General features: G+C 39.0%; 16 protein-coding genes and 1 tRNA gene. 16 read left to right on the forward strand and 1 reads right to left on the reverse strand.

The window, feature by feature from the left end; all coding sequences use genetic code 11:
• The first annotated feature begins 44 nt into the window (after positions 1–44).
• The 6 genes from ACHCNF_RS01405 to ACHCNF_RS01430 all read left to right on the forward strand — a co-directional run bounded on the left by ACHCNF_RS01405 (position 45) and on the right by ACHCNF_RS01430 (position 8,753).
• Entirely contained in the window at positions 45–419 is a 375-nt protein-coding gene (locus ACHCNF_RS01405; protein ID WP_408071019.1) for a metal-dependent transcriptional regulator, read from the forward strand.
• On the forward strand, positions 409–1,905 hold the full coding sequence (locus ACHCNF_RS01410) for an RsmF rRNA methyltransferase first C-terminal domain-containing protein (RefSeq protein WP_408071020.1): 1,497 nt from the start codon (positions 409–411) through the stop codon (positions 1,903–1,905). The genes ACHCNF_RS01405 and ACHCNF_RS01410 overlap by 11 nt, the downstream gene beginning before the upstream one ends.
• Complete coding sequence (locus ACHCNF_RS01415; RefSeq protein WP_408071021.1) at positions 1,902–3,641, forward strand: ABC transporter ATP-binding protein; 1,740 nt, start codon at positions 1,902–1,904, stop codon at positions 3,639–3,641. Before ACHCNF_RS01410 ends, ACHCNF_RS01415 begins: the two co-directional genes overlap by 4 nt.
• Positions 3,634–5,361: an ABC transporter ATP-binding protein gene (locus ACHCNF_RS01420; RefSeq protein WP_408071022.1), complete on the forward strand. Its 1,728-nt coding sequence runs from the start codon at positions 3,634–3,636 to the stop codon at positions 5,359–5,361. Before ACHCNF_RS01415 ends, ACHCNF_RS01420 begins: the two co-directional genes overlap by 8 nt.
• Positions 5,362–5,505: 144 nt before the next feature.
• Positions 5,506–7,155 (forward strand): putative manganese-dependent inorganic diphosphatase, encoded by a 1,650-nt coding sequence (locus ACHCNF_RS01425; protein WP_408071023.1) that lies wholly within the window; start codon positions 5,506–5,508, stop codon positions 7,153–7,155.
• Between the two features lie 83 nt (positions 7,156–7,238).
• Entirely contained in the window at positions 7,239–8,753 is a 1,515-nt protein-coding gene (locus ACHCNF_RS01430; protein WP_408071024.1) for an Ig-like domain-containing protein, read from the forward strand.
• Positions 8,754–8,829: 76 nt separating this feature from the next.
• Here the strand turns inward: ACHCNF_RS01430 and ACHCNF_RS01435 are convergent, their stop codons facing one another.
• A complete protein-coding gene (locus ACHCNF_RS01435; RefSeq protein WP_408071025.1) occupies positions 8,830–9,030 on the reverse strand; it encodes a hypothetical protein in 201 nt (66 codons plus the stop codon).
• Positions 9,031–9,335: 305 nt separating this feature from the next.
• Between ACHCNF_RS01435 and ACHCNF_RS01440 the strand changes: the two genes are divergently transcribed.
• The 10 genes from ACHCNF_RS01440 to ACHCNF_RS01485 all read left to right on the forward strand — a co-directional run bounded on the left by ACHCNF_RS01440 (position 9,336) and on the right by ACHCNF_RS01485 (position 21,921).
• Positions 9,336–10,085, forward strand: a complete 750-nt coding sequence (locus tag ACHCNF_RS01440) for an alpha/beta hydrolase family protein (protein WP_408071026.1) — start codon at positions 9,336–9,338, stop codon at positions 10,083–10,085.
• A 23-nt stretch (positions 10,086–10,108) separates the two neighbouring features.
• Positions 10,109–10,387, forward strand: a complete 279-nt coding sequence (locus ACHCNF_RS01445) for a hypothetical protein (protein ID WP_408071027.1) — start codon at positions 10,109–10,111, stop codon at positions 10,385–10,387.
• Between the two features lie 86 nt (positions 10,388–10,473).
• A tRNA-Leu gene (locus ACHCNF_RS01450) sits at positions 10,474–10,556 on the forward strand.
• Positions 10,557–10,682: 126 nt separating this feature from the next.
• A complete protein-coding gene (locus ACHCNF_RS01455) occupies positions 10,683–11,759 on the forward strand; it encodes an HD-GYP domain-containing protein (RefSeq protein WP_408071028.1) in 1,077 nt (358 codons plus the stop codon).
• Positions 11,760–11,914: 155 nt separating this feature from the next.
• Positions 11,915–14,407, forward strand: coding sequence for a glycoside hydrolase family 2 protein (locus tag ACHCNF_RS01460; RefSeq protein ID WP_408071029.1), 2,493 nt, complete (start codon positions 11,915–11,917; stop codon positions 14,405–14,407).
• Positions 14,400–15,878 carry a DUF6937 domain-containing protein gene (locus tag ACHCNF_RS01465; RefSeq protein ID WP_408071030.1) on the forward strand — a complete coding sequence of 493 codons (1,479 nt, stop codon included), beginning with the start codon at positions 14,400–14,402 and terminating at the stop codon, positions 15,876–15,878. Before ACHCNF_RS01460 ends, ACHCNF_RS01465 begins: the two co-directional genes overlap by 8 nt.
• A gap of 157 nt (positions 15,879–16,035) precedes the next feature.
• The gene (locus ACHCNF_RS01470) at positions 16,036–16,362 is read left to right on the forward strand and encodes a zf-HC2 domain-containing protein (RefSeq protein WP_408071031.1); all 327 of its coding nucleotides are present in this window, start codon (positions 16,036–16,038) and stop codon (positions 16,360–16,362) included.
• A gap of 43 nt (positions 16,363–16,405) precedes the next feature.
• Entirely contained in the window at positions 16,406–19,159 is a 2,754-nt protein-coding gene (polA, locus tag ACHCNF_RS01475) for a DNA polymerase I (protein WP_408071032.1), read from the forward strand.
• On the forward strand, positions 19,160–19,756 hold the full coding sequence (gene coaE / locus ACHCNF_RS01480) for a dephospho-CoA kinase (protein ID WP_408071033.1): 597 nt from the start codon (positions 19,160–19,162) through the stop codon (positions 19,754–19,756).
• Positions 19,756–21,921, forward strand: coding sequence for a cell division protein FtsA (locus tag ACHCNF_RS01485; RefSeq protein ID WP_408071034.1), 2,166 nt, complete (start codon positions 19,756–19,758; stop codon positions 21,919–21,921). Before coaE ends, ACHCNF_RS01485 begins: the two co-directional genes overlap by 1 nt.
• Positions 21,922–22,032: the final 111 nt, after the last annotated feature.

The following is a 22,032-nucleotide window of genomic DNA, read 5'->3' on the forward strand; positions in this document are numbered from 1 at the left end:
ATAAAGAGATAAAAAATCTTATTATTTTATAGTAAGGAGGAGTTATGCAGGAATCGGGTGAAGATTATATTGAAACAATATACCTCTTAAAAAAGAAAAGAGGCTATGTCAGGTCGATAGATGTTGCTAACGAGTTGGGTTTTTCCAGACCAAGCGTATCACGAGCGGTTGGTATTTTGAAGGACGACGGATTTTTAACTGTTAGCTCTGATGGAGCTCTTGAGCTTACCGAAGAGGGCTTGAAGAAAGCTAAGAGCGTATATGACAGGCATAAGAATCTGACTAAATTTCTTATGCTAACAGCCGGAGTAGGTGAAGATATTGCGGAAAATGACGCATGCAGGATAGAACATATTATTAGTCCTGAAACCTTCAAAGGAATAAAAAAATATTTAAAAGAGCATAAAGATGAACTTTGATAACGAGTTTTTAAATAGAATTAAAATAATTCTCGGGGATGAGTATGATGATTTTATAAGTTCACTTTCAAATGAAAAAATCACATCGCTTAGAATAAATTCTCTAAAGAGAAACACGGATGGTAATAAAGATGCCAGGACAGTTCTTTCAGATGATGGAACAAGGTTTACAACTGATATAAAATGGGAGCCTTACGGATATATATATACAGAAGGATACCCCGGAAAACATCCGCTTCATGAAGCAGGAGCGTATTATATTCAGGAGCCAAGTGCCATGTCACCTGTACATTATCTTGCGCCGGCACCGGGTGAAAAAATACTTGATCTGTGTGCAGCACCGGGAGGCAAGAGTACTCAGATTGCTTCATATATGAAGGGTGAAGGAATACTTGTTTCTAATGAAATTGACAAAAAGAGAGCTCAGATACTTTCTCTTAATATGGAGAGATGTGCAGTTGCCAATGCTCTTGTAACCAATATGGAGCCGGGAAAACTTTCAGAAATATTTGAAGGCTATTTTGATAAGATACTTGTGGATGCCCCCTGCTCCGGTGAGGGAATGTTTAGGAAAAATGATGAGGCTATAGAAAACTGGAGCACTGAAAATGTGAGCTTATGCTCTAAAAGGCAGACAGATATTTTGAAGGATGCCGTTAAGATGCTGGCGCCCGGTGGCAGACTTGTTTATTCTACCTGCACCTTTGCTCCGGAAGAGGATGAGTACCAGGCTGCAAAGCTTTTGTCTATGGGACTTAAGCCGGTTAAAGTTGATCTGTTTGAAGATATGGTCAGCGGTGATATAGAAAACCTAAAAAAGGTTTTGCTAAATTGTGAGAATCTTATCGAGGATAAGGAATTTGTTGACAATCTCCCTCAATATATTTCAGATGATATAAAAATTTGCTCAGGCAGATTGTGGCCTCATAAGGTAAAGGGTGAAGGCCACTTTTTTGCGGTATTTGAGAAAGAGGGAGAAATTACCAAAGGCACAAAGCTATATGGAATTAATGGCAGAATACGAGAGGCAGGAAAAGCAGAGCTTAAGCTGTTTTCTGAATTTGCAGACGGATTTTTATCTGATAAGGGTAAAAAACTAAAGGGAACACCCTTTATGATGGGAGACCAACTCTATCTTGCACCTGAAGGAATGCCGGGCATTGGAGGAATAACTGTCATGAGGCCGGGGCTTCACCTTGGGACTGTGAAAAATAACAGATTTGAGCCCTCTCATTCACTTGCACTCACGCTTTCAAAAGAAGATGTAAATTACAGCTATGAACTGGTGGATGACGCTGATAACGATGATAAGGAGAAAAACTCCCGGAAGGCCATGGAATTTATTGGAGGCATGAGCTTTAGAATTCCTGATCTGACAAAGGGTTGGTACCTTATGACAGCATACGGCTACAGTCTTGGATGGGCAAAATATGCCGGTGGTGTTTTAAAAAATCATTATCCGAAAGGACTTAGAATTTACACATGATAAAGCTACTTAAATATTTAAAAATGTATTCTTTGGAAGCGGTCTTGGGACCGCTTTTCAAATTGCTTGAAGCAACTTTTGAACTGATTGTTCCACTGGTTGTTGCAGCGATAATTGATAATGGAATAAAAAACAGCGATAAGCCTTATGTAATTAAAATGAGCATGGTATTGATATTACTTGCAATTATCGGCTATGCCTGTGCTGTGACTGCGCAGTATTTTGCTGCAAAGGCTTCAGCTTATTTTGCAGCTGCTGTCAAAAAAGACCTGTTCAGAAATATCCAGAATTTATCATATGATCAGATTGACACGATGGGGACAACAACACTTATCACCAGAATGACAAGTGACATAAACCAGGTACAGCAAGGAATTAATCTTACTTTAAGATTACTGTTGAGATCTCCTTTTGTTGTATTTGGTGCCATGATTATGGCATTTACCATTGATTTTCATCAGGCACTGATATTTGTCGTAACTATAGCAGTTTTATCGGTTGTGGTATTTGGAATAATGCTTTGGGGGATACCCAGATACAAAAATATTCAGGAGCTTTTGGACAAGGTACTTGGACTTACAAGGGAGAACCTGTCAGGTGTGAGAGTGATAAGAGCCTTTGGCCTTGAAAAGTCTGAGGCAGAAAACTTTAACTTCAGAAATGAGAAACTTACAGGACTTCAGGAATATGTTGGCAGGATTTCAGCCCTTATGAATCCTGTAACCTACGTTATACTTAATTTTGCAATAATTATTCTGTTGAAGACAGGTGCAGACAAGGTGTACACGGGACTTCTTACAACAGGAGCCGTTGTTGCCCTCTATAATTATATGTCTCAGATACTTGTTGAGCTTGTAAAACTGGCAAATCTTATCATGAATATTACAAGATCTTTTGCATGCGGCAACAGACTTCAGCTTATGCTGGAGGAAAAGAGCTCTATGATTGACGGAAAGCTGGATGCAAGGAAGGCTACATGTGATGAAGATGAAGCCGTGATAACCTTTGAAAATGTATGTATGAGATATGTCGGTGATAGCGAGGACTCACTTGAAGGTGTATCTTTTTATGCAAAGAAAGGTGAAGCTATCGGCATTATCGGTGGTACCGGCTCCGGAAAAACTACTTTGATAAATCTGATTCCGAGATTTTATGATGTCTCCCATGGAACAGTTATGTTCAAGGGAAGGGATGTCAGAGAGTATACAACTGAATCCCTGAGAGATGTAATCGGAATTGTTCCACAGAAGGCTGCTCTATTTAAGGGAACTATTCGTGATAATTTAAAGTGGGGCAATAAAAATGCTTCTGATGAAGAGATTATGGAAGCTGTAAAAACAGCACAGGCTTTAGAGGTTGTTAAGGAAAAGAAGGGCGAATTATCAGCAATGGTAACTCAATCAGGCCGCAATTTTTCAGGTGGTCAGAAGCAGCGACTTACAATCGCTAGAGCCCTTGTTAAGAGACCGGAGGTTCTCATACTGGATGACAGCTCATCAGCTTTGGATAATATGACAGACAAAAATCTGAGGAAGGCAATATCAGAGCTCCCATATAAGCCTGTTACCTTTATTGTTTCACAGAGGGCAGCCTCTGTAAGATTTTGCGATAAAATAATAGTACTTGATGATGGTAAAGTGGATGGAATAGGTACACATGAACAGCTTCTTGAAAAGAGTGAGACTTATAGAGAAATCTTTGAGTCTCAGTTTGGAAAGGAGGCTGTAAATGAGTGAGCTTAAAAGAGTTTTAAAATATGCTTCGGCCTACAGGATACTTATTTTTTTGTCAATCAGCTTTGCTGTTGTTTCCGCGATTCTGGCTCTTTATGCACCAATTATAGCAGGTAATGTAGTTGATTGTATTTTTGGAAAAGGCAATGTTGATTTTGAACTTGTAAAAAAACTGCTTATCCGAATGGGCATAGTAGTGCTTGTGTCGGCACTTTGCCAGTGGTTTATGTACGGAGTTAATAACAAGATCACATTCGGCGTTGTGAGAGATGTAAGGAAGGATGCTTTTGATAAGCTGCAGATACTTCCTTTTGAATATCTTGATTCACATCCACAGGGCGAGGTAGTGAGTAGGATAATCGCTGATGTAGACCAGTTTGCTGACGGACTTCTTATGGGATTCACCCAGCTATTTACAGGGATTGTCACTATACTTGGAACGCTTGTTTTCATGTTCTATCTGCAGTGGAAGATTGCTGCGATGGTTGTGATACTTACTCCCATATCGCTTTTTGTTGCAAAATTTATAGCCACAAAATCCTATACGCTTTTTAAACAGCAATCTGAATCAAGAGCAGACCAGACTGCACTTATAGACGAGATGATAGGTAATCTTAAGGTGGTTAAAGCCTTTGGACATGAGGATGAAAATCAGGAACTTTTTGACAAAATAAATGACAGACTTGCATCAACAAGTCTTAAAGCTACATTTTTCTCATCACTTACAAATCCCAGCACCAGAGTTGTAAACAATACGGTATATGCCTTTGTTGCTCTGTTTGGTGCATTTGAGTGTATAAGCGGCAAAATGAGCGTCGGAGAGCTTACGATTTTCTTGAGCTATGCCACGCAGTATACAAAGCCCTTCAATGAGATATCGGGAGTTGTAACAGAACTTCAAAATGCTCTTGCCTGTGCAAGAAGAGTATTTGATTTTATTGATGAGAAACCTGAAACACCTGACAACAATAATGCCCCCGTTATTTCCTCAGTAAATGGAAATGTTGAGATCAGGGATGTTGATTTTTCATATGACAAGGATAAGGAACTTATTAAGGATTTGAACCTATCAGTCAGTGAAGGCCAAAGGATTGCCATAGTCGGACCTACCGGTAGCGGAAAGACAACAATCATCAATCTGCTGATGCGTTTCTATGATGTTGATAAGGGCCGGATCAGTGTTGAAGGACATGACATAAGAGATTGGAGAAGACAAAATCTTAGAAGTAACTATGGCATGGTGCTTCAGGAGACCTGGCTTCGCGCGGGAACCATAAAAGAGAATATCACTTTGGGTAGAGCCGGCTTTACTGATGAACAGATAATCGAGGCTGCAAAAAAATCTCATGCTCATAGCTTCATTAAAAAGCTCCCTGATGGTTATGAAACTGTAATAGGTGAGGATGGCGGAATGCTGTCACAGGGACAAAAACAGCTTTTGTGCATTACGAGAATTATGCTGGATGTGCCTCCCATGCTTATTCTTGATGAGGCAACAAGTTCAATTGATACAAGAACAGAGATGAAGATCCAGAGAGCTTTCCGGAAAATGATGGAAGGCAGAACAAGCTTTATAGTAGCTCACAGATTGTCGACCATAAAAGAGGCAGACAGGATTCTTGTTATGAAGGATGGCCATATAATAGAGCAGGGAAATCATAAGTCACTACTTGACGAAAATGGCTTTTATCGCAAGCTCTACGAGAGTCAGTTCGAGCAATAAATACAATTTGAGTCTTTTTACTGTTATCGTTTTTGGTGGGATATTTTTGCTAAATGCGTTAAAATGGTTTTGTTATAGTTTTAATTGTGATAACATATACACTTATTTAGAAAAAATGTTTGTGATTTATATCAGGAGAATGATATGGGCAAGAGACCAATATATGTTATAGGGCATAAGAATCCGGATACAGATTCCATCTGTGCTGCAATTTGTTATGCCAACTTAAAAAATAAGATTGCCGGCGAGACAGTATGCGAGCCGAGACGTTGCGGACATCTTAACGAGGAAACACAGTTTGTACTTGGCAGATTTGGAATTCAGCCTCCAAAATATACGAAGGATGTCAGGACTCAGGTATGCGATATGGAAATAAGAGATCTTCGTGCAGAGGATGATCATATTTCTCTTAAGCGTGCATGGGAGAGAATGAAGGAAGAGAATGTAGTTACCTTGTGCGTTACCCAAAACGGTAAGCTTACAGGACTTATTACTACAAATGATATCATGGAGACCTGCATGGATGTTCATGATGCTACTATCCTGTCTGAGACAAAAACATATTATGGCAATATAGTTGATACTCTTGATGGCAAGATGCTCGTTGGTGATATGTCTGAGCAGATTACTTCGGGAAAGGTACTTATTGCTACTGCATCTCCTGAGATCATGGAAGAGATTATTTGTCCCGGAGATATTGTTATCTGCGGTAACAGATATGAAACTCAGCTGGTTGCGATTGAGAATAAGGCTGCATGTATTGTTGTTTGTATTGAAGCTAAGGTTACTAATACGATTCAGAAGCTGGCAGAGGAGAGAGGCTGCAGGATAATAACAACTCCTTATGACACATTCACAGTAGCGAGGCTCATAAATGAGAGTGCCCCTGTGGGATCTATCATGAAAAAAGAGCACCTTATTACATTCCATACCAATGACTTTATCGAGGATATTCAGCAGACTATGGCACAGGTAAGACACAGATATTTTCCTGTTCTTGACGAGGAAGATAACTTTGTGGGAATGATATCACGCCGTAATTTACTTGGAGCCATGAAGAAACAACTGATTTTGGTTGATCATAACGAAAAGAGTCAGACTGTAGATGGCGCTGAGAATGCTGAGATCCTTGAAATTATTGATCATCACAGGCTTGGGTCATCTATTGAAACAGCTAATCCCGTATTTTTCAGGAATCAACCACTTGGTTCATCCTGTACAATAATCTATTCAATGTATAAGGAAGCGGGAGTTGAGGTTGATAAGACTACAGCATCACTTATGCTGTCTGCAATAATTTCTGATACACTCATGTACAGATCACCTACCTGCACTGAAATAGATAAAAAGGCAGGTGAGGAACTGGCATCTATCGCGCAGATAAATGTGGAGGATTTTGCAAGGGAGATGTTCCGTGCAGGCTCAAACATGGGAAGTAAAACACCTAAACAGATAGTGCATCAGGATTTCAAGAAATTTACAGTTGAAGATAAGACCATCGGAATTGGTCAGGTTAATTCCATGAGTGCTGAAGAGCTTGCGGAGATTAAGGAAAAGGTTCTTCCTGAACTTGGAGAGATTATGGTAAGCGACGGACTTGATATGATTTTCTTTATGATGACTAATATTATTACCGAATCTTCCATTGTTGCCTTTGAGGGCAACAAGGCAGAGAGTATCATAGATGCAGGTTTCCATGTAACAGCAGGGAGTGATCATCTAGCACTTCTTAAGGGTGTTGTCTCCAGAAAGAAGCAGCTTTTACCTACAATAGTTGAAGCTTTGCAGCAGTAAATGCATATATGTTATAATACCCTCAGTAACATTTTTCTTGTTATTGAGGGTTTTTTATGAAGTATTTTTGTATGAGGGGTACAATGAGAAGACTAGCTGCATTGATGACAGCTATGATTTTATTTTGGGTTTCCGGTTCCGGAACTCTGATTTCCCGTGCAAATAGCAGTTTCACTGAAGCTGAACAATATATACCTGTAACGGAAGCTTTTTATCAGGTTAATCCACTCTATGAGGGCTTTATTTCGGCTGAGGATATTTATCATGGACCTCCGCTCGAGGTTAGTATGGCTCAGGTGGTAAAAGCTGAAAATAAAGTAACATCTGTGGATGAGGCTGCAACCATGCTTCGAGCAGCACTAAAAATTAAAACTAAAAATATTTATATTAATTATTCGTTTCCCGGTACTTCATATACCGGTTCAGATCTCGTAAACATCGCAGATAATATATTTAGTCTGGCACTGGAACACACAGGTAAAGGAGATGAAGGCGATTACTTAAAGTGGGGATACAGCGGAAGAGGAATGCAGGTTGGATATAGCTATTCAAACGGCAATACGATGGGTACCTTTTCCTATACAATGACATATTATACTTCTGCGGCGCAGGAGCAATCTGTTACTGCAAAGGTTAAGCAAATTTCTAATAATCTGAAACTATCAGGGAAAAATGAGTACGATAAAATACTTTCTGTATATGAGTATATTTGCAATAACGTAAAGTATAATTACGGAAACTCACAAATGAAGTATACCTGTTATGCGGCAGCTATAGAAAACAGTGCGGTTTGTCAGGGATATGCATTGCTTGTATACAGATTATTAAACGATCAGGGTGTTGGCTGCAGAATGATTGCGGGCAATACAAATAATGGTCAGCATGGATGGAATATAGTAAGAGTAAATGGCCTTTATTATAATGTGGACTCAACCTGGGATGCAGGAAAATCAAAGGATCAGTACACTTATTTTATGAAATGTGATTCCGATTTCCCTAATCATACAAGATGGGCTCAGTATGCAGGAAATGATTTTTATGGAACATATCCCATGAGCTCTGTCAGCTACGATACCGGAGATGTAGGTTCTGCTAATCAGATAAAATCCGTTAAGCTTGAAAAAGAAAAGCTTTCCATAAAGACCGGCAATAGCAGTAACTTGACGGTGAAGGTAAATCCTACCAAGGCATCCTCTAATATAGAATGGGAGAGCAGCGATAAGGATATAGCCACTGTCAGTTCCTCAGGTAAGGTTAAGGGAATATCACCGGGAACATGTAAAATCACAGTATCATCTTCTGACGGAAAGCATAAGGATACCTGTTATGTAACAGTGACCGGTAACTCAGCAGTAAAATCACTTAAGCTTAATAAGAAAAAGGTTACACTTAATAAAGGAAAGAAATTTAAGCTTGTAGTTACAATAAAGCCTGTAAGTGCAAAGAATACATCTTTAGTGTGGAAGAGCAGCAATGCCAAGATAGCGAAGATAACAAAAAAAGGTGTTATAAAAGCTAAAAAGAAAGGTAAATGCATAATTACCGTCACTACAAAGGATGGCAAAAAGAAAGCAACCTGTAAGGTTATAGTTAAGTAGAGAATAAAGAAGTAAACAAAAATGGACAAATGCCAAAGCATCTGTCCATTTTTGCTTAATGTGAAATGGGATACGTTTAACTGACAAAAAACTTGTCAGCGATTGTCTCCATATATATCTCGCGCTGCTCTGTAGGAACATCGTATTCATCCATGGCCTTGGATACTGACCAGTGATTGTTGCCGATAGAGCGAAGCATATGCCTGATCAATGTATAGTCAATAAGCTTGTCATTCTGAACATCGCTATTAAATTCCTTGGCTAATAATGTTGACATATAACACCCCCGAATAAACTTAAATCATTGTATAAAATACATGTAGTTGATATAAATCCCCATCAACTACTATATATTGTATTACATATCCGGAATATTGCAACAAGATTTTGATGTTTTGATTAAAACTTTTTTTCAGTTTCCTACAAATCCAGCAGCCATGCAGATAGAAATGTTTTCGAAAAAATGAATAGTAATTTTATGTTTTTTTAACCGTTTATCCATAGCCATTAACTTGTTAACTGAATGGAATTTTGATAAAATTATTATCGGAATAGTGGTTCTGTAATATATATGAGGCTGTTATGCAAAAGACATATATAGTGGAGAGAGACGGGTATCACATTTCTGGGGAAATATATTTGCCGGATGATTTGAAGGGAAGATATCCCATAGTAATCATGGCACATGGCTTTGGAGGAAGTCGTGAAGGCACAAGACCTTATGCCGAAATGCTTGTCAGGGAAGGTATTGGTTGTTATATTTTTGACTTTTGCGGTGGCGGGCTTTCATCCAAAAGCGACGGCAAGATGACTGAAATGTCGGTTTTGACTGAAAGTGAAGACATTGAAGCTGTAATTGAGAATATAAGAAAAGCTCCTTTCGCTGATAGAAAAAATATATTTCTGATGGGAGAAAGCCAGGGAGGGGTAGCTTCTACTATAGCAGCGGCCCAGTCACCGGGGGAGATAAGAGCGATGGTGCTTTTGTATCCTGCATATATTCTTTTTGATGATGCTAAGCGCAAATATCCCAAAAAGGAAATGATTGAGGATTCCACTACTGTTTTTGGACTTCCTGTAGGAAGAAAGTACTATGAGGATGCTTTTTCTCTTGATATCCATGACTGTATGAAAAAATATCATGGAAATGTACTGATCCTTCACGGAAATGTTGATCAGGTGGTTCCGATGTCTTACAGCATCGATGCAAGAAAAAAATTCCCTGCTGCAAAAATAATACAAATAACGGATGCCGGTCATGTTTTTTATGGCAAAGAGGTTGTGAAAGCCGGTAGAGAAATGATATCATTTATACAAGAAAACGTGGATTAAATCTGCGACAAAGGGGGCAGCTTATGATTAGCATATTTGGAAATAAATTACAGGATATTGATGTTGATGATATCAGACAGAGCGCTGAAAAGGCCATTACCTTTACAGGGGATAAGGCTAAAAGCGCATATAATTATGCTGCTGAGCAATTTGATAAGCTTGAGGATGATAAGAAAAATATGATAATTCTCGGACTGTCTGTTTTTGCTTTAGTAGTAATTGTTGCAGGTATTTTCTATCTTATCGGGAAAAAAGCAGGCAGAAAAGAAGTGTCCTTTGAGTACGAGGAATGGGACAGCTGAAAATGAGAAAGAACTTATGCAAATTCATGCTTGAATATCCATTTTTGATGTGTTAACATATGTGAGTCGCAGATTTTTGCAGATAAGCCGGCGTGTCGGAATGGCAGACGATGCAGACTCAAAATCTGTTGTCCTCACGGGCGTGTGGGTTCAAGTCCCACCGCCGGCACTATTTATATCCTGACGTTCAAGCTATATTTGAATGTCGGGATTTTTGTTTTTATCGGGAAGTTTTTTAAGGAATTTTTTCCTTGGTTGTGGAAAATCACTCTCTGTGTTTTTGACGAGGTGGCCTATGAAGCTTATTCCTGTCGAAGAAATTCAGCAAGGGATGGTACTTGCGCAAAATGTTTATACACTTGATGATCAGCTTGTGCTTCCCAAAGGTACAAGTTTGGATTCTAAGGCAATAAGAAGACTTCATAATTACAATATTTTTAATGTATTTATAAATGAGGATGATGTTCCTGCTGAAAAGCCCAAAAGCTCAAAGAAAGAATCTTTCAGTACACAGCTAAAGGAAAGTAAAGAATTTAAAAAGTTTAAAAAGGCTCTTGAAAATGATGCCAAAAATCTTGAGACCAATCTTAAAGAGGCATTCACATCTGATGAAGCAATTAAAACTCAAAGCCTTGTAGCACCTGTTCTAATGCTTTTTGACCAGAATGACACAGGTGCCGGAATAATGGATATAATTCATAATCTTCGCGGGTACGACGATGCAATTTACATGCATTCTATAAGTGTTGCATTGATTTCTAATATGATCGCACGTTGGATGAGAAAAAGCGAAGAAGAAATCAAAATTATCACAACAGCCGGCCTTGTACATGACATTGGCAAGATAATTATTCCACAGTCTATTCTTAATAAAACTTCACCACTTACACCTAAAGAAAATGAGATTTTAAAAACACATACACAGCTTGGATATCAGCTTTTAAAGGATAAGGACATTGACTTCCACATAAAGAATGCTGTTTTGATGCATCATGAGAGATATGATGGTTCCGGATATCCCTTTGGCCTTAAGGGAGAGAAGATAGATTCTGTAGCAAAAATAATTGCTGTTGCTGATATTTATGATGATTTGACTTCAAAGAGAGCAAATCATGCACCGGTAAGTCCATTTAAAGTGATTGAGGCTTTTGAGGCAGACGGACTTGTAAAATATGATGCTGATGTAATTCTTACATTTCTTAATCACATTGCTAATACGTTTCTTGCTAATAAAGTGAGACTAAGCAATAATCTTGAGGGAGAGATTGTTTATATCAATCCCGATCATTTGGCGCGCCCAACAGTAAAGTGCGACGATTCATTTATTGACCTTTCCAGGACTAAGGATATTTATATAACAGAGATTATTTGAATTTTTGGTATTTTTGCACAAATTATGAAAACGAAAATTAGAGAATAAGTTTCTTGCTTGAAAAATATCAAAGTGTTACTATAACTAAAAGGAAACGATAATATTTTACACAGTTTCCATATCCGTAAAGTTACGTGATTCTTCGGGATGAGAGAATGAGAAAAAGATTATATTTAAATAATGATTGGAAATTTAAGACTGAGTTTGATGAAGAAATGGCAGAGGAAGGGTATAATAACCCTTCACTTGAAATAGTCAGGATACCGCATACGGTAAAGGAGACCCCATTTAATTATTTTGATGATGCTATTTATCAAATGGTAAGTGGCTACAGAAAAGTATTCAGGGCTGATCAACGCTTTAGAGATAAGAGAGTTATTCTTCATTTTGAAGGCGCGGCTCATGAGGCGACTGTTTTTTTTAATGGAGAGAAACTTGGAACTCATTCATGCGGCTATACAGCATTTGAATTCGATATTTCAGACAAAATCAATACAGCCGGAGAGAACATTATAGCTGTAAGACTTGATAGCAGAGAGAGTCTTAATGTTCCGCCATTTGGATTTGTTGTTGATTATATGACCTATGGAGGAATATACAGAGATGTTTATCTTGAAATAACAGACAAGACATATGTAGAAGACACCTTTGTCTATACTGATGTTCCGGAAGTTTATGAAGAGAATACTCCAGAGCAGGATGTGAGCCCAAAATCCGTTGGAGCGTTTCTGCACGCAAAAATAAAGATAGGCGGAGATGTGAGGGGGTGTGTTATTACTGAATCACTTAAACGTATTTCCGGTAATCATCCCGATAACTGCAAGGATGAATATGAAGAAGAGAAGGAGCTGAACAAGGCTCCTGCTAATGAAGATAATGTGCTTGATTATCATACACTTCCCATAATACTGTGGGATATTAATAATCCGACACTTTATGAATTTACGGTAAGAATTTATAAAGACGAACAGTTGATTGATGAAAAAACGGAATTTATCGGATTCAGAAACGCTACCTTTAAGAGTGAGGGCTTTTATTTAAACGGAAGAAAGCTTAAGCTTCGGGGACTGAACAGGCATCAGTCATATCCTTATGTTGGATATGCAATGCCTTCATCAATGCAGCAGGAGGATGCAAGAATATTAAAGGAAGAGCTTAGCCTTAATGCTGTAAGAACGTCTCACTATCCTCAGTCACAGGATTTTATCGACAGCTGTGACAGACTGGGCTTGCTGGTTTTCACAGAGATTCCCGGATGGCAGCACATTGGAGATGAAGCCTGGAAAAAGCAGGCAATTGAAAATGAAAAAGAAATGATCTGTCAATATAGGAATCATCCCTCCATCATCATGTGGGGAGTTAGAATTAATGAGTCAGCGGATGATGATGAGTTTTACCTTGCTACAAATGATGTGGCACATCAGCTTGATCCTTCAAGATCCACAGGAGGTGTAAGAGCTTCTGTGAAAATGAGCCTTCTTGAAGACGTATATACTCTTAATGATTTTTCACACAATGGAAAAACGCCCGGATGCATCAGTAAAAAGCAGGCAACCCCTGATATGAGTAAAGCATACATGGTGACGGAGTATAACGGCCATATGTATCCCACAAAGAGCTTTGATTCTGAGGATACCCGTGTTGAACATGCTATGAGACATATACGCGTTATGGATGCCATAGCAGGTGAAGATGACATCGCAGGTGGATTTGGCTGGTGTATGTTTGACTATAATACTCACAAGGATTTTGGCTCAGGAGACAGGATTTGTTATCACGGTGTAATGGATATGTTCAGGAACTCAAAACTTGCATCCTATGGATATGAGATGCAGGGGGACGACCACTATGTACTTGAACTGTCATCATCGATGGATATCGGAGAGCATCCCGAATGTATCAGAGGTGATATCTGGCTGTTTACAAATGCGGATTCCGTAAAGATGTACAAAAATGATGTATTTATAAAGGAATACTATCCGAAGGATACTCCTTTTAAAAATATAAAACGTGGACCTATTCTGGTTGATGATTTTATTGGTGATACTCTTGCAGAAAACGAGAACTTTTCCACAGGATTTGCCAATAAAGTAAAACACGCCCTTAATACTGCTGCCAGATATGGAATGGGCAGACTTACACTTGGAGATAAACTTACAGGTGCAAAGATGATGGCGATTCATCATATGTCTGTAAAGGATATTGTTGATCTGTATCAAAAATATATAGGCGACTGGGGCGGAGAAGCGACATCCTTTAAGTTTGAAGCCGTTAAAGATGGTGTTGTTGTAAAAACATTAATTAAAGAGACAGTAAAGGATATTTCTCTTGAAGCAGTCATAAGCCATACAGAACTTCATGAAGGTAAGTCTTATGATGTAGCTTCTGTCAGGTTCAGAGTTGTTGATCAAAACGGAAACGTGCTACCTTTCTTTGCAGAGCCTGTAAAGTTAAAAACAGAAGGGGCAATTGATCTGATAGGACCTAAGGTAGTGCCAATGAGAGGCGGTATGGCAGGTACCTATATAAAGTCAAGAAGACGTCAGGGCTCTACAGGAAAACTGATAATAAAGCTCGATGCTGCAGGAAACAAAATAAGAAAAGAAATCGCATTTAAAATAAATGAAGAGGTAGGGATTTATGTCTGATAAAGCTAAGGTGATTTTTGGAAATATTATGCCTGAAAGCGTTTACAAAAAGGCTGTAAGAACAAAAGAAAAGAATATGAGAAAATTCGGAGATGATTCAAAAGCTGATTATCCCATAAGAATTACGGAAAATGCTTATATAGGGGAGAGCCTTGGAGTTAAGAACATAGAGGTTTTGCCTGAAGGAACTGATGTGTCCGGAAGTATTCCGTTTGATGTTGAAAAGGGACTAATTGTCGGAAACATCAGAATGGGATTTGGACATTACAGAATAAGTATGGCCATGGCATCATGCGCTAAGTATCTTGGATATACTCCGTACTGGATGGATCTTAATTCATATCCTCATACGACCTGTACAAAAGTAATAAGTGCTCAGAATGACTTGTATTCACTTGGATCACGACTTTCAAAGAATCCGATTTTTAATAAATTTGTCTGGGAACCAATAAACTATGAAGGCTTCAGAGCTTTATCCTACAATGCGGCAGATCAGAAGAATGCTGAGCTAATGGCTCCTGTTTACAGAAATGTTCCCAAAGATATTCCTGTAATCGGGACTCATGTATGGCCAGCTCAGGCTGCAATTCATGCAGGTATGAAGTATGTGGTTAATGCTATTCCTGATAACTGGCCCATGGCTCTTCATTTTTCAGAGGGCTCTGTTCATACAATACAGTGTAGAAATGCATATATGGGATACAGAATCCTAAATGGAATGAATAAGAATGCTGTCTGCAAACCGATGCCGCAAAATGATCTGGTATATACAGGTCACTACATTGATCATGAACTGGTGTCAAATATTGAAGCTGACTGTGCGGCAAGAGTCTCAAGAAAGCAGAATAAAAAGGCTTTAAGATTTCTTCTTACCATAGGCGGTGCAGGTGCGCAGAAGGAGATATTTGCTGATATTATAAGATATCTTCTTCCAAAGATTGCATCCGGTGAAGCTGCTCTTTATGTAAATGTAGGCGACTACAAGCAGGTATGGCTTGATCTTAAAAAAGAAATACCTGAGATGAATGCACATATCACAGAACATCTGGGCGACTTTAAGGAAACAGAGAAATTTGCCATGGAGGCACTTGATTCTACTAATGAAGTTACAGGTATTCATGGCTTTTATCATGAGAATATTTTTGAGGCGGTTTATTGTACAAATCTTTTAATGAGAAGCTGTGATGTTCTTGTGACAAAACCGAGCGAGCTGGCATTTTATCCTGTACCGAAACTGTTTATAAAGAGAGTAGGAAAGCATGAGATGTGGGGTGCAATTCACTCCGCAGAAGTGGGAGACGGAACTCTTGAATGCAGAGATATACCTCACACTCTGCAGATGCTTGATCAGTTTCTTGACACAGAACTTCTGAATGAGATGTGTGAAAATATCATCGAAAATAAAAAGGCAGGCTTATACGACGGAGCCTATAAGGTTGTAAAGCTTGCAATGGATATGAAAAGTAAATAAAGCCCATTTTAGCGGCATTCAAGGATCCCACAGCATTATTAATGTTGTGGGATTTGCTATTATGGTGTATGCTATATATTGATTAGTAGTATGCTTAAAAGCATTATGTCTATACAAGATATAGGGTTTTATAAAAGCCGAAAATATAGAGGATACTATGGATTGTAAGGAATTTCAGAGAATGATACCGGGCTTTTTAGCAGATGAACTGGACAATTATTCTCTTGAATCTTTTTTGACACATATGGAAAAGTGCAAAAACTGTAAGGAGGAGCTTACCATTCAGTTTCTTATTGAAACCGGTATACAAAGGCTGGAGGATGGAAGCACATTTAATCTTACAGATGAGCTGCAGACAACCACGAATGATGCGTGGCAGAGACTTCGTGTCAGGAAGAGGCTTTTAAATACTGCATTTTTCTTGCAGATTGTTGTTGTGGCTGAAATTATTGCTGCAATAGTGCTTGCAATAGGACTTCGTTGAAAACGAAGATTATTATATACAGTAAGTTGGGGACATTTTGAAAATGGGGAAGAAATTATTACTTATAGACGGACACAGTATATTGAACAGAGCTTTCTACGGCCTTCCGGATCTTACCAATTCAGAAGGCAAGCATACAGGTGCCGTTTATGGATTTTTGAATATTCTGTTCAGACTCATTGATGAGGAGCAGCCTGATTATGTGACTGTTGCCTTTGATGTTCATGAGCCAACTTTCAGACACAAAATATATGCTGAATATAAGGGCACCAGAAAGCCCATGCCGGAAGAATTGCGTGAGCAGGTTCCTCTGATGAAAGAGGTGCTCGACAGTATGAAGGTCTGTCGCATGGAAAAACCCGGATTGGAAGCAGATGATATTCTGGGAACTATCGCTAAACGCGGCGAGAGAGAAGGAATGGAGGTGCGCCTTGTTTCCGGAGACAGAGATCTTTTACAGATAGCAAGTGAGCATATATGCGTAAGAATCCCAAAGACAAAAGCCGGAAAAACCGAGATAGAAAATTATTTTGCCAAGGATGTTGAAGAACTTTATAAGGTTAATCCGATACAGTTCATTGAGCTTAAGGCTCTGATGGGCGATTCTTCAGACAATATTCCCGGTGTTCCCAAGGTTGGTGAGAAAACTGCTATTGAGCTAATGACTACATATGGCTCAATAGAGAATATTTATGCAAATCTTGAGAATATAAGCAAGAAATCCATCAGGGAATCTCTTGCAGCTAACAGGGAGCTTTGCGATCTTAGTAAAGTACTTGCAACAATAGATGTAAACGCAGAATTTGACTATTCGTTTGATGATGCCGGTATTGAAGATATTTTTAACAGAGATGCCTACGATATGTTCAAGCGACTGAATTTCAGAAATCTTTTGTCAAGATTTGAAGGTGATGTCACCAGAACCGAGACGAAGTTTGAAATAATTGATATATCCGGTAAGGATAAAGTAGAAGATGCTTTTAAGAAGGCATACGAATATGCAAAAGGTAATTCTGAAAGATTTATCGGAATAGGACTTCTCTCAGATCCGACAGGCTGGGCAGGTAAAGCCGGAAAAGAAAACGTACAGCTATCACTTTTTGAAGCACTTGAAGAACCCAGGACTCTTATAGGAGTTGCTGTATGCATCTCAGATGAATCTGTAATTTATTTTGAGACAGATGATGATGTGACAGAATGTTATGTGGGGCAAAAACTGGAAGCTCTTTCAGCAGACTGCAGACTTTCTTTTTTTGATATAAAGCATGCATACAGATATTTTAAGCCCTTCGAGATAGATAATTATAATGATAACAGAAAGGCTTCATTTGATACTCTTATTGGGGCTTATCTGATAAATCCTTTAAAGAATGACTATCTGCCTGAAGATATAGCTACTGAATATCTGCAGCTTTCCATCAGATCGAAAGTTCAGATATTCGGAAAAGAAAATCCGGCATCCACAGAAAGGGAATTAAGAAAAGAGTACACAGGCTATCTTGCGTATGTTAACTACAAGGCTGCTTTTATTCTGGAAAAGCGCCTTGAAAATGAAAATATGCTGGGACTTATGGACTCAATAGAGATGCCTCTCACCTATATTCTTTATGATATGGAGCGCGAGGGTATTCTTGTTAAAAGGGATGAGCTTAAGCTATACGGAGACAAGCTCACAGGCAGGATAGAAGAACTTGAGAAGAGTATCCATGATGTTGTAAAAGAGGCTACTAACGGAGAGGTTACCGATTTTAATATTAATTCGCCCAAGCAGCTCGGAGAGATTTTGTTTGAAAAGCTCGGGCTTCAGGGAGGAAAAAAGACCAAAACAGGATATTCGACTGCTGCTGATGTTCTTGAAAAGCTTGCACCCGAAAATCCGATAATAAAGGACATTCTGGAGTACAGAGGACTTACGAAATTAAAAAGCACATATGCGGATGGCCTTTCTGCTTTTATAGGGGATGACGAGCGAATTCATACCAGTTTTAATCAGACTATTACAGCAACGGGAAGAATAAGCTCCACAGAGCCCAATTTGCAGAACATTCCTATGCGAACAGAGCTTGGAAGGGCAATCAGAAAAGTTTTTGTTCCAAAGGATGGATATGTATTTGCAGATGCAGATTATTCACAGATTGAGCTCAGGATACTTGCTCATATGTCCGGTGATAAGGGGCTGATCGAAGCTTATCATGAAGGCCGCGACATACATAGAACAACTGCATCCAAGGTGTTTGGTATTCCTTTTGAGGAAGTTACGGATATCCAGAGAAGAAATGCCAAGGCAGTTAACTTTGGTATTGTCTACGGAATCAGTGCATTTGGGCTAAGCGAAGATTTAAATATTTCAAGAGCTGATGCAAAAAAATATATGGAAGATTATCTTGCAACCTATCCCGGTGTTAAAGAGTATCAGGATAGAGCTGTAAATGAAGCAAAAGAAAAAGGCTTTGCGGTAACCCTGTATAACAGAAGACGCCCCATGCCTGAGCTTAAATCAGGTAACTTCATGCAGAGGCAGTTTGGAGAGAGAGTTGCCATGAATGCTCCTATTCAGGGCACGGCGGCTGATATTATTAAAATTGCAATGATACGTGTTTGGAGACGTATCAGGAAGGAAAATCTTAAATCCAGAATGATACTTCAAATTCACGATGAATTATTGATAGAAACAGCCAAGGATGAAGTTGATATTATCAGTAAACTCCTTGAAGAAGAGATGACTAAAGCGGCTGATCTTCTTGTTCCCCTTGAGGCTGAATGCCACACGGGTGCTGACTGGTTTGAGGCGAAATAAGTGACAAAGATTATAGGTATTACCGGTGGTGTTGGAGCCGGAAAGAGCACAGTTCTAAACTACATAAAAAGCAGATGCAACTGTAGGGTCATATTTTCAGATGATGTTGCAAACGATATTAAGCTTCGCGGAATGCCCTGCTATGAACCAATTGTGGAACTCCTTTCTGAGGATATCCTTGGCAGTGACTTTGAAATTGATAAAAAGAAAATGGGTGCCAGAATCTTTTCGGATGAAGAACTATTGAGGAAGGTAAATGATATTCTTCATCCTGCTGTCAATAAGTTTATTTTTGGGGAAATTGACAGAGAGAGAAAAGAAGGAAAATACGATTACCTGTTTGTGGAGGCCGCACTTTTAATAGAGAACGGCTATGACAAGATTGTTGATGAACTGTGGTATATATATGCATCTGTTGATGTTAGAAGACAAAGACTAAAGGAACAGAGAGGATACTCTGACGAAAAAATAAATGACATCCTGAATGGACAGCTAAGCGACGAAGAATTTAGAAAGTTTGCTGACTTTGTAATTGATAACAGCGGTGATGAAAAAGAAACCAAACGTCAAATTGATTTAAAGCTGGGGGAAAACTGATGGCAACGATGACAGAACAATCAGAAAAAAATGTAGTATTTGGTCTTGATATCGGTACAAGAAGCGTTGTGGGTACTGTCGGTTACATGGAGGACGAGGTATTTAACGTAATCGCTCAATGTGTGGAAAAGCATGAGACAAGAGCTATGCTTGACGGACAGATCCATGACATCGGTAAAGTCGGAGTAACTATCAGAAAAGTCAAAGAAAGACTGGAACAGCAGACAGAGATTCATCTCACAGATGTATGTATTGCTGCCGCAGGTCGTGTGCTTCGCACAATGAAAACCAATTTTGAGGAAGAATATACTGACAACAGAGAACTGACTCAGGAGGAAATATATAATCTTGAGTCCAAGGCTGTTGAGAAGGCATATCAGGAATTTCTGGCACAGAACCAGTCAGATATGAAATTTTATCTGGTGGGTTATTCTGTAATGCATTATTATCTTGATGATTACCAGATAGCTAATCTTGAGGGACATAATGCAGGAAGAGTTTCCATAGATCTTATAGCAACATTCCTTCCTGATGATTGCGTGGATGGATTATATAAAGCGTGTGAGAGAGCTGATCTTAAAGTTGCGAACATGACTCTGGAGCCTATAGCCGCAATGATGGTTGCAATTCCTACTCAATACAGAATGTTGAATCTTGCTCTTGTTGATGTTGGAGCGGGTACATCTGATATTTGTATTACAGATGATGGAACAATTACATCATATGGCATGCTACCAATTGCAGGTGATTCCATTACGGAGATCATTGCTCAGCACTGCCTTGTTGATTTTAATACCGCAGATCAGATCAAGATTGATGCAAGTCATATGGATCAGGTCAAGTATGTTGATATTATGGGACTTGAAAAGACTATCTCAGCTAAAGAAATTGCTAAGATGATTAAGCCTCTGGTAGAAAAAATGTCCAAGATGGTCACGCAGCAGATAAAGCAGCTTAATGGAAATAAGCCTGTAAGTGCTGTATTCGTAGTAGGTGGCGGCGGCTGTGTTCCCGGATACACAAAGGCTCTTGCTAAAGAGATGAAGATTCCGGAGGAACGTGTTGCTCTTCGCGGAGAGGAAGTAATGAAAAGTATCAGATTCCTTAATGAGGATGAAGGTATTGAACATGATTCACTTATGGTAACTCCGCTTGGTATCTGCGTAAGTTTCTATGAGCAGTCAAATAACTTTGTATTTGTTTCATTCAACGGACAACAGACCAAGATTTATGATAACGGCAAACTTGCTATCGTAGATGCTGCAATGCAGGCAGATTTCCCCAATGAGGATCTTTTCCCCAAGAGAGGTGATGAACTCAGGTATACTGTAAACGGACAGGAGAGAATGGTTCGCGGTGAGCCCGGTGAAGCAGCTGTTATCACCTTAAATGGCGCACCTGCTGATATACACACGAAGATCCATGCCAATGATATTATTGAAGTTACAAGTTCTACGGTAGGAAAAGCAGGAAGAAGTGAGATAAATGATATTCCTGAATTCAAGGAGAGCCTTAACATAACTGTTGACGGCAAGAACATAAAAGTTCCCAGAACCGCAGAGGTTAACGGCGAACGTCAGACCGGATTGTATGATATAAAATCGGGAGATGACATTAAGATACTTGATTATGAGACAGCAGCTCAGATTGCGCAGTTACTTGATATTGATCTTACAGAGTTCTCTGTTATAACTGTTAATAATGAAGTTGTCGATGGAGATACACCTGTATATGAGAACTTTAAGGTTGACTTCAAAAACGGCACGGATGCCATCATGGAGTATTATTCGAATTTCCCTGATGCCGATGAAGTTGCTATAGAGCAGGAAAATGAAGAATCATCTTATGATGCGGATGCTGATCTTGATCTTGAAAAGAATGAAGACGGGAGCTTTAGTTTTTCAGGAAATTCGACAACAACTGCTGTAAGGCAGACTGCTCCTGCAAGACGTGTTGTTACACATGATCTTCATGTTGTGGTTAATAATGAGCCTATTGTACTTCATGGAAAATCGGATTATATTTTTGTAGACATCTTTGATGTTATTGATTTTGATCTCAGTAAGCCAAACGGAAGATCTATCGTTACTACACTTAACGGCGGTACACCTGATTATATGCAGTCCATACATGAGGGCGATAAAATTGAGGTATATTGGAAGTGACGGGAAACTTTGAGTACAATCAAATGTGACATAAACGAAATATTATAATTATTTATTAAGATTAAAAACACATTTTCGTCACAGATTAAATATAATATGGAAACGGAGAAT

Source organism: Butyrivibrio sp. NATIVEDY162, assembly GCF_045999815.1.
GTDB lineage: Bacteria > Bacillota > Clostridia > Lachnospirales > Lachnospiraceae > Butyrivibrio.

Coding starts and splice junctions, on each gene's coding strand:
- ACHCNF_RS01405 (WP_408071019.1), top strand. CDS start 45: ATGCAGGAATCGGGTGAAGATTATATTGAAACAATATACCTCTTAAAA.
- ACHCNF_RS01410 (WP_408071020.1), top strand. CDS start 409: ATGAACTTTGATAACGAGTTTTTAAATAGAATTAAAATAATTCTCGGG.
- ACHCNF_RS01415 (WP_408071021.1), top strand. CDS start 1,902: ATGATAAAGCTACTTAAATATTTAAAAATGTATTCTTTGGAAGCGGTC.
- ACHCNF_RS01420 (WP_408071022.1), top strand. CDS start 3,634: ATGAGTGAGCTTAAAAGAGTTTTAAAATATGCTTCGGCCTACAGGATA.
- ACHCNF_RS01425 (WP_408071023.1), top strand. CDS start 5,506: ATGGGCAAGAGACCAATATATGTTATAGGGCATAAGAATCCGGATACA.
- ACHCNF_RS01430 (WP_408071024.1), top strand. CDS start 7,239: ATGAGAAGACTAGCTGCATTGATGACAGCTATGATTTTATTTTGGGTT.
- ACHCNF_RS01435 (WP_408071025.1), bottom strand. CDS start 9,030: ATGTCAACATTATTAGCCAAGGAATTTAATAGCGATGTTCAGAATGAC.
- ACHCNF_RS01440 (WP_408071026.1), top strand. CDS start 9,336: ATGCAAAAGACATATATAGTGGAGAGAGACGGGTATCACATTTCTGGG.
- ACHCNF_RS01445 (WP_408071027.1), top strand. CDS start 10,109: ATGATTAGCATATTTGGAAATAAATTACAGGATATTGATGTTGATGAT.
- ACHCNF_RS01455 (WP_408071028.1), top strand. CDS start 10,683: ATGAAGCTTATTCCTGTCGAAGAAATTCAGCAAGGGATGGTACTTGCG.
- ACHCNF_RS01460 (WP_408071029.1), top strand. CDS start 11,915: ATGAGAAAAAGATTATATTTAAATAATGATTGGAAATTTAAGACTGAG.
- ACHCNF_RS01465 (WP_408071030.1), top strand. CDS start 14,400: ATGTCTGATAAAGCTAAGGTGATTTTTGGAAATATTATGCCTGAAAGC.
- ACHCNF_RS01470 (WP_408071031.1), top strand. CDS start 16,036: ATGGATTGTAAGGAATTTCAGAGAATGATACCGGGCTTTTTAGCAGAT.
- polA (WP_408071032.1), top strand. CDS start 16,406: ATGGGGAAGAAATTATTACTTATAGACGGACACAGTATATTGAACAGA.
- ACHCNF_RS01485 (WP_408071034.1), top strand. CDS start 19,756: ATGGCAACGATGACAGAACAATCAGAAAAAAATGTAGTATTTGGTCTT.